Raw genomic sequence first — 6,595 nt, forward strand, 5'->3', positions numbered from 1 at the left:
CATGTCCCTTGCGTCCACCGGACCCACCGCGTCCGACACCGTCTCCGCCGCCGAGGTCCGCGGCTGGCTCGTCGAGCGGGTCGCCTTCTACCTGGAGTGCTCCCGCGAGGACATCGACGAGGGCGCGCCGCTGGTCGACATCGGCCTCGACTCCGTCTACGCCCTCACCCTGTGCGGCGACGTCGAGGACCGCTTCGGGCTCGCCGTCGAACCGACCATGGCCTGGGACCACCCGACCGTCGACGCGATCACCGCCCACCTCACGGAAGAGCTGGCCAGGCGGTGACCGCGGCACTTCCGCTCTCCGCGGGCCAGGAAGCCATGTGGTTCCTGCACCGGCTCGCTCCCGGCAGCGCCGCGTACAACGTGGTGCTCGGGGTGCGCACGCACAGCCCGCTCGACGAGAAGGCGCTCGGCCGCGCCGTGGCGGCTCTGGCCCGGCGCCATGAACTGCTGAGCTCCGTGTACGAGGAGGAGGACGGGCAGCCGGTCCGCCGGCCGGCGCCGGGCCTGGCCGTGCCCTTCGAGGTGCGCGAGGTTCCCGGCCGCACGGACGAGGAGCTGACCCTGCTCGCCCGCGAGGCCGGCGCCCGGCCCTTCGCGCTGTCCGACGCCTGGCCGTTCCGGGTCGTGCTGCTGCGCCGCACGCCCGCCGACGCCGCGCTCGTCGTCGCCGCCCACCACATCGCGAGCGACGCCACCAGCCAGTGGCTGATGCTGCGCGACCTCCTCGACTCGTACGCGCTCGGCGGTGCGGAACTGCCCGCGGTCGCCCCGTACAGCGGGCACGTCGACCAGGAACGGGCGCTCGCCGAGAGCCCTGCCCACGCCCGCGCCGAGCAGTACTGGGCCGGGCTCGGCACGGGCACCGCCGCCGCGACCCTGCCCCACGACCGGCCCGCCACCGGGCAGGCGGCGCTTCGGGGAGCGACGTACGTCCACCCGCTCGCCCCGGAACTCGCCGCCCGGCTGCCCGACGCGGCCGCCCGTGCCGGTGTGACGCCCTTCGCGCTGCTGCTCGGTGCCTTCCAGGCCGCCGTGCACCGCTCCACGGGGCTCGACGACTTCCTCATCGGCTGCCCCGCGTCCAGCAGGATCGCCAAGGGCACCGCCGACATGGTCGGCTACCTGGTCAACTCCCTCGCGCTGCGGGCCAGGTTCGCCGCCGACACCACGATCGGCGAGACCGTCGACGAGGCCCACCTCGGACTGCTCGCCGGCCTCCGCCGGCTGCGGCACCCCGTCCCCGTACCCAAATTCGCCATGGCGGTGACGCTCCTCGCGACCGACCGGCTGCCGGTTCCCGGACTGGTCGGCGCGACGGGGCAGACCACGTACGGGGGCCTGCGGCTGACGCTGCTCGACCTTCCGCACATGGAGGGCCAGTTCGACTTCAACGTCGAACTGCGCAGCAGCGCGGACGAGCTGACGGTCGTCCTGCGCTACGCCGACGAGCTGTTCGACCGGGAGACCGTCGAGCGGTTCGCCGAGGTCTACACGCGCATGATCGAGGCGGCGGTGGACGAGCCCACGGCGGCCGTCGCGCGCATCGCGCCGACCGCGGACGACCAGCTCGCGGAACTCCTCGCCCTGGGTGACGGCCAGTACGACGACTGGTGAGTGCGGCATCCCCCCACACCCCCTGTGGCCTCGGAATATAGGCCGCTTATGAGAACGCGGTGCCAGCGTGAACCCACTACCCCTACTGACGAGGTCATCATCATGAATCAGGCAACCGGGGCCGGCCGACGACCATTGGTCGAACGGATCACCCACTGGAGTGTCCGAAATCGGAAACGGGCGGCCTTCGGCTGGCTGGGTCTGGTTGTCCTCATCATCGCGCTCGGCGCGGGCCTGGGTTCCACCAGCCTCGACGAGCACTCTCCCGGTGAGACGGGCCGCGCCCAGAGGATGCTGGACGACGCGGAGGTGTTCTCACCGCCGCAGGAGAACGTGCTGATCGAGGCCAAGGCGGGCGACCCCGCCTATGCCGACAACCCCAAGATGCAGCAGGCCGCCAAGGACGTCGCGCAGGCGCTGCGCGGCCTCGGCAAGGATGAGACCGGCGCCAACTGGGCCTCCGACGTCGTCACGCCGACCGACGGCGCCGAAGCGGCCGAGAAGCTGGTCTCCAAGGACGGGCGTTCGCTGCTCGTCCGGTTCTCCGTGACCGGCTACTCGATGGAGCCGATGGAGAAGGCCATCACCGAACAGGTGAAGGCACACCCGGGCGTCGGCATCGCGCAGACCGGCAAGGTCAGCGTCAGCCAGGCGATCGACAAGATCCAGGACGACGACTTCCTCCGCGCCGAGCTGCTGTCCATCCCGCTCACCGTGGTGATCCTGGCCGTCGTCTTCGGCTCCCTCATCTCGGCCGGTCTGCCGGTGCTGATCTCGCTGGTCTCCGTCGTGGCGGCCATGGGCTTCCTGACGTTCTTCGGCAAGTGGATCGCGATCGGGGACTCCACCCCGTCGGTGGTGCTCCTGATCGGCATGGCCGTGGGCGTCGACTACTCGCTGTTCTACCTGCGCCGGGCCCGCGAGGAGCGGGCCGCCGGACACGACAACGACACCGCGCTGATCATCGCGGGCCGGACCTCCGGCAAGGCGGTCGTGGTCTCCGGGCTCACCGTCATGGTCGCGCTGGCCGGCCTGTTCTTCACCGGCATCGAGACGTTCACCGGGATGACCGTCGGCACGATCTCCGTCGTCGGCATCGCGATGGTCGGCGCCATCACCGCGCTTCCCGCCGTGCTCTCCTGGCTGGGCGAGCGCGTCGACCGCTGGAAGGTGCCGTGGCTCGGCGTCCGCCGCACCGTGGTCAAGGACTCCCGCGTGTGGGGCACGATCGTGCGCCAGGTCGTCAAGGCCCCGGTCATCTGGGCCCTCGTCGGTGCCGCGGTGCTGGCCCTGCTCGCCGTTCCCGCGCTCGGCCTGAAGCTGTCCGACCCGGACCTCAAGCACCGTCTGCCCACCGACGTGCCGGCGCTGCAGGCACTGGAGCGGGTCGAGAAGGCCTTCCCGGTGGACACACAGCCGGCCGAGGTCGTGGTGCGCGGCACGGATCTGGACGGGGCCGCGGTCAAGTCCGCGATCGGTGTGCTCAAGGAGCAGGTCGCCGACAGCGGCGGCAAGCTGAAGGAGCCCGTCGAGGCCAGTCTGATTCCCGGCGGCAAGCTCATGGTGGTGCGCGTACCGCTGGCCGGTGACGGCAAGAACGCCGCGTCCGTGGCCGCCCTGAAGGAACTGCGTGACAAGGCGCTGCCCGCCTCCTTCGGCGAGGTCGACGGCCTGGAGTTCGCGGTCGCCGGTGACACCGCCAAGCAGGAGGACTTCAACTCGGCGCTGAACGGCAGCGCCCCCTGGGTCTTCGGCTTCGTGATCGTCCTGGCCTTCGTGCTGCTCACGGCAGCCTTCCGGTCGCTGGTGATCCCGATCGTCTCGATCATCCTCAACCTGCTGTCGATCGGCGCGGCCTACGGCATCCTGACCCTGGTCTTCCAGGACGGGCACCTGTCCTCGCTCCTCGACTTCCGCTCGTACGGCGCGGTGGTCAGCTGGCTGCCGCTGTTCATGTTCGTCACCCTGTTCGGGCTGAGCATGGACTACCACGTGTTCATCCTCAGCCGGGTACGTGAGTACCGAGGCCGGGGTCTGTCCCCCAAGCAGGCAGTGGTGGAGGGCATCACCAAGAGCGCGGGTGTCGTCACCAGCGCCGCCGCCGTGATGATCGCGGTGTTCTCGGTCTTCGCCACCCTCTCCGCCATCGACTTCAAGATGGTGGGCGTCGGACTCGCGACGGCCGTGTTCATCGACGCCACGATCGTGCGCGGAGTGCTGCTGCCGGCCGCCCTGACGATGTTCGGGGACGCCACGTGGAAGATGCCGCGCGCCCTGCGCTGGCTGCCCGGCGTCAGCCTGGAGGGCGGGGACGACGACTTCACTCCCGCACCTGCGGCCCCGGACGCAGAGCCGCAGCCGGCCGAGCCGCACCCGGTGCCGACCGGACAGGGGTCGGCAGGGCGCTGACAGCCCTCCCCTCACCGCAGGAACCACCAGGAGCCGGGGTACCGCCGCAGGCGGCGTACCCCGGCTCCTCGCCGTGTCCGCCCCGCGGGCCGGCTGCCGCCGTATAGGGGGGGTATAGCGGTCCCACACAGAATTCGAGGGTCAGGTCAGAGGTTTCCAACAGTGCCTGCCACGAAGGGACAACCGTGCCCGAGAAACCGTACTCAGGAATTCTGTCGACCATCGGGAACACCCCGCTGGTGCACATGGAAAACCTGCTGCCCGGCTTCGGGTCCAAGGTCTACGCCAAGGTCGAGCGATTCAACCCGGGCGGCAGTATCAAGGACCGGTCGGCGCTGAGAATGCTCGTCGACGCAGTGCGCAGTGGCGAACTGGTGCCTGGCGAGTCCGTCGTAGTCGAGTCCAGTTCCGGCAATCTCGCCGTCGGACTCGCCCAGATCTGCCGCTACTTCGGCCTGCGCTTCATCTGCGTGGTCGACGGCAAGACCACCGGTCAGAACCTCGCCATCCTCCACGCCTTCGGCGCCGAGGTCGAGGTCGTCACCGAGCGCGACACGGCCACCGGCGAGTACCTGCCGGCCCGCCTGCGCAGGGTGCGCGAGCTGGTCGCGAGCACCGCCCGCGCGTTCTGGCCCAACCAGTACGCCAACCCCCTCAACCCGCGGGCCCACGAGGTCACCATGCGGGAGATAGCCCAGTCCCTGGAAGGCCGGGTCGACTATCTCTTCGCCTCGGTCTCGACCTTCGGCACCCTCAAGGGCTGCGCCGACCACATCCGCGACGAAGGCCTCGACACCACGGTCGTCGCCGTCGACGCCCTCGGGAGCGCGATCTTCGGCCTGGAGTCGACGGCGCGGCTCATCCCCGGTCACGGCGCCTCCGTGGTGCCGCCGCTGATGGACCCCCAGGCGGCCGACGCGGTCGTGCACATCTCCGACCTCGAATGCGTCGCCGCCTGCCGCAGGCTCGTCGCACGCGAGGCCATCCTGGCCGGCGGCTCGTCCGGGGCGACGGTCGCGGCCCTGCGGAAATACGCGGAGCACATTCCGGACGGGTCGAATTGCGTGCTCATTTTCCCGGACGGCGGCGACCGCTACCTCGACACCATCTATTCCGACGACTGGGTGCGCCGGAACTTCGGTGAAGTCTCCCATCTCTGGAAGGACTGAATTCCCATGATCGTCATCCGGCATGCCGATGTCGAGAGCATCCTCGACGGACGCGAGGCGGACAACGTCCGTACCGTCGCCGAGGCCTACCGGCTGCACGCCTCCGGGCAGACCGCGGTCCCGCACTCCGTGTTCCTGCGCTTTCCCGGGCACGACCGGGACCGCATCATCGGTCTGCCGGCCTACCGCGGCGGCGACCGCCCGGTGGCCGGGATGAAGTGGATCTCGTCGTTCCCGGGGAACATCGAGTCGGGACTGCAGCGCGCCAGCGCCGCGATCCTGCTCAACTCGCTGACCACGGGCCACCCCGAAGCGCTGGTCGAGGGCTCGGTGATCTCCGCCAAGCGCACCGCGGCCAGTGCCGCGCTCGCCGCCGAGCTGCTGACCCGCAGGGCGCGCCCGACCGGTGTCGCGCTGATCGGCTGCGGCGTCATCAACCGGGAGATCCTGCGCCATCTGCGGGCCGTGCTCCCGGAGCTGACCGACGTCACGGTGTACGACCAGGCACGTTCCCGCGCCGAGGAGTTCGCCGGCCGGCTCGCCGCCGACGCACCCGGGCTGCGGGTCGCGTACGCCGACTCGCTCGACGAGGCCCTCGGCGCGCACCGGCTGATCTCCTTCGCGACCACGGCCGGAGTGCCGCACACCGGACTGGACGCGGTGCGGCCGGACTCGCTGGTGCTGCACATCTCGCTGCGCGACCTGCACGCCGAGGCGCTGCTCGACGCCCACAACATCGTCGACGACGCCGACCACGTGTGCCGCGAGCGCACCTCACCGCACCTGGCCGAGCAGCTCACCGGCAACCGTGACTTCATCGACGCCTCGATCGGCGAACTGCTGAACGGGGAACGGGAGTTCGTGCCGGTGCCGGGCCGGACGACGGTCTTCTCGCCGTTCGGGCTCGGGGTGCTCGACATGGCTCTCGCCGCCTTCGTGCACGACGAGGCGGCCGCCAAGGGCCTGGGCGTGCAGGTGGACGGTTTCCTGCCGCCGCCCGCCGCCTGAGCACACCCGCACGGCCGGTGCCCTCCGCGACACCGCCACCCGCACCACCCGCACCACCCGCCACCGGGCGACCGCCCGACCACCCTTCCAAGGAGCAGACATGGCGACCGAGCAGACCGACGACCGCACGTACCGCGTCGTCCGCAACGACGAGGACCAGTACTCGATCTGGTGGGCCGAGCGCGACCTGCCCGCCGGCTGGACCGCAGAGGGCACCGAGGGCACCCGTGAGCAGTGCCTCAGCCGGATCGCCGAGGTCTGGACCGACATGCGCCCGCGCAGCCTGCGCGAGCGCATGGAGGCCGACGCGGCCTGACCCGCCGCCCCCCACGCCCCACCCCCCCACGCCCTCACCCCCCACCTCCGCACCTCCTCTCTTTCGCAATCCC

General features: G+C 70.8%; 6 protein-coding genes. All 6 read left to right on the forward strand.

All coding sequences use genetic code 11. From position 1 onward, the window contains the following. The first annotated feature begins 1 nt into the window (after position 1). Positions 2–286, forward strand: coding sequence for an acyl carrier protein (locus OG538_RS19835; RefSeq protein WP_406095407.1), 285 nt, complete (start codon positions 2–4; stop codon positions 284–286). Then, complete coding sequence (locus tag OG538_RS19840; RefSeq protein WP_406095409.1) at positions 283–1,620, forward strand: condensation domain-containing protein; 1,338 nt, start codon at positions 283–285, stop codon at positions 1,618–1,620. The genes OG538_RS19835 and OG538_RS19840 overlap by 4 nt, the downstream gene beginning before the upstream one ends. A 102-nt stretch (positions 1,621–1,722) precedes the next feature. Further along, positions 1,723–4,029 (forward strand): MMPL family transporter, encoded by a 2,307-nt coding sequence (locus tag OG538_RS19845; RefSeq protein WP_406095411.1) that lies wholly within the window; start codon positions 1,723–1,725, stop codon positions 4,027–4,029. A 185-nt stretch (positions 4,030–4,214) separates the two neighbouring features. Continuing rightward, positions 4,215–5,198 carry a 2,3-diaminopropionate biosynthesis protein SbnA gene (gene sbnA / locus OG538_RS19850; RefSeq protein ID WP_406095413.1) on the forward strand — a complete coding sequence of 328 codons (984 nt, stop codon included), beginning with the start codon at positions 4,215–4,217 and terminating at the stop codon, positions 5,196–5,198. A gap of 6 nt (positions 5,199–5,204) precedes the next feature. Continuing rightward, a complete protein-coding gene (gene sbnB / locus OG538_RS19855) occupies positions 5,205–6,206 on the forward strand; it encodes a 2,3-diaminopropionate biosynthesis protein SbnB (protein WP_406095415.1) in 1,002 nt (333 codons plus the stop codon). Positions 6,207–6,306: 100 nt separating this feature from the next. Continuing rightward, positions 6,307–6,522, forward strand: coding sequence for an MbtH family protein (locus tag OG538_RS19860; RefSeq protein WP_406095417.1), 216 nt, complete (start codon positions 6,307–6,309; stop codon positions 6,520–6,522). Positions 6,523–6,595: the final 73 nt, after the last annotated feature.

Source organism: Streptomyces sp. NBC_01013, from assembly GCF_045162765.1.
In the GTDB taxonomy this organism is placed as follows: domain Bacteria; phylum Actinomycetota; class Actinomycetes; order Streptomycetales; family Streptomycetaceae; genus Streptomyces.